At 59.1% G+C, this 1,800-nt stretch carries 1 protein-coding gene and 2 pseudogenes; 1 reads left to right on the forward strand and 2 read right to left on the reverse strand.

The features are described 5' to 3' along the window. A pseudogene (locus AC1D1P_RS22350) lies at positions 1-287 on the reverse strand (S41 family peptidase); the annotation flags it as partial. A gap of 197 nt (positions 288-484) precedes the next feature. After that, the gene (gpmA, locus tag AC1D1P_RS22355; RefSeq protein ID WP_477674495.1) at positions 485-1,228 is read right to left on the reverse strand and encodes a 2,3-diphosphoglycerate-dependent phosphoglycerate mutase; all 744 of its coding nucleotides are present in this window, start codon (positions 1,226-1,228) and stop codon (positions 485-487) included. Positions 1,229-1,620: 392 nt separating this feature from the next. Between gpmA and AC1D1P_RS22360 the strand changes: the two are divergent. After that, a pseudogene (locus AC1D1P_RS22360) lies at positions 1,621-1,800 on the forward strand (rhodanese-like domain-containing protein); the annotation flags it as partial.

Genomic DNA, 1,800 nt, shown 5'->3' on the forward strand with positions numbered 1-1,800 from the left:
GTGGTGCCTTCCCGGAATTCCTTGAACGACTTTTTGTCGAAGTAAACCGAGTGCGGATCAAGACTGGCCACCATGCCGGAAATGGCGTCGGTGATGAGTTTTTTCTCGTCCACCGGTTCCACGTAGTCCGTCTTGACCATGCCAAAAACGGCTGCGAGTTGCTGCAGTTCTTCCAGCGGAAGGGGTGCCAGGCCGCCACGGGCCACGGCTTGCAGCTGTACGGTGGTGAGGGCTCCAGCCACGGCACCAATTGAAATCCAGCCTGCTATCTTGAGCTTCTGACCCATAGAAAATACCTTCGTAAACCTGTTGAAGAGCCCCTGCTCCCCCTATGTGAAGCAATATACACCTTGGAGAAAGGCCGGTCGCCACAGTTCCGCCATTCGTGCGGCCTGGCGCCGCAAAAGAGCCAAATCAGCCAGCTTTTACAGGACTTTTACAAGAATGGCTCCCGCAGGACTGCCGGGAGTCACTGAATTGCCCCTCAAGCCTTGCCTTGCGCACCCACGGCCGCTGCCGCCTTGGCAGCGGCCTCACTATCACCGAGGTAGTAATGGCGCAAGGGCCGCAATTCGGCGTCCAGCTCATAGACCAGCGGGATGCCATTGGGAATGTTGAGTCCCACGATGTCACTGTCGGAGATGTTGTCCAGATACTTCACCAGGGCGCGGATGGAATTGCCGTGGGCCGCCACCACAATACGCTTGCCTGCCTTGATGGCCGGCGCCATGGACTCATTCCAGAATGGCAGGACGCGGTTCACCGTGTCTTTGAGGCATTCAGTCAGCGGCACCTGACCGGGCTGCAGCCTGGCGTAGCGCGGGTCGTTGCGTTCGCAGCGCTCGTCGGCGGCATCAAGCGCCGGGGGCGGCGTGTCATAGCTGCGGCGCCAGATCAGCACCTGCTCGTCGCCGAATTTTTTCGCTGTTTCGGCCTTGTTCAACCCCTGCAGGGCACCGTAATGCCGTTCGTTGAGACGCCAGCTGTGCACTACGGGCAGCCAGGTACGGTCCATTTCGTCCAGCGTGTGCCAGAGCGTGCGGGTCGCGCGCTTGAGCACGCTGGTATAGGCCACGTCAAAGTCATAACCTTCGGTTTTGAGCAGTTTGCCGGCGTTTTTGGCCTGTTCGATGCCGGTTTCGGTGAGGTCAACGTCGGCCCAGCCGGTGAAGCGGTTTTCAAGGTTCCAGATCGATTCGCCGTGGCGGATGAGCACGAGTTTGTACATGGTGGGAAGGGTGAGGAGTGGAAAAAAGGGAATAAGGAGGGCCGCCGGCAGGGCGTTTTCTCCCTCTATTTTAAGAGCCTGTCTACGATCTAAAAGGGCCGCGCAAGCATCTTCTCGGGATGGGATGCAAGGCGCGGTGTGCTGCCCATAGCTTAGCTATGGGTTAGCGCCGCAACGCCGCAGACCGCCCGAGAAGGTGCTTGCCCTCCGGGTTGGGGGTGAAATCGGGCGATTGAGCCCCCCAGCCCCTTGCATGGGCATTAGCCCATGCGGCGTGCCCGGTCGGCTCACTCATCCCGATTGCACCCCAACGCGACCCGTTTAGATCGTAGACAGGCTCTAAAATCATGGGTTCGCTGAAAAAGCGCTCCAAGACACACAAAGGGTACAACGTGAAATTTCTGATCGATAACTGGATGCTGATTTCGATAGCGGTCGCCTCGGGCGGCATGCTGGTTTGGCCCATGATTTCCGGCGCCATGAACGCTGGCGCGCTCACGGCGAGCGGCGCCGTACAGCTGATCAACCGCGAAAAAGCGGTGGTGGTGGACGTCAGCGAGGCCGAAGAATTC

This window comes from Polaromonas sp. P1_E1_2, assembly GCF_056406035.1.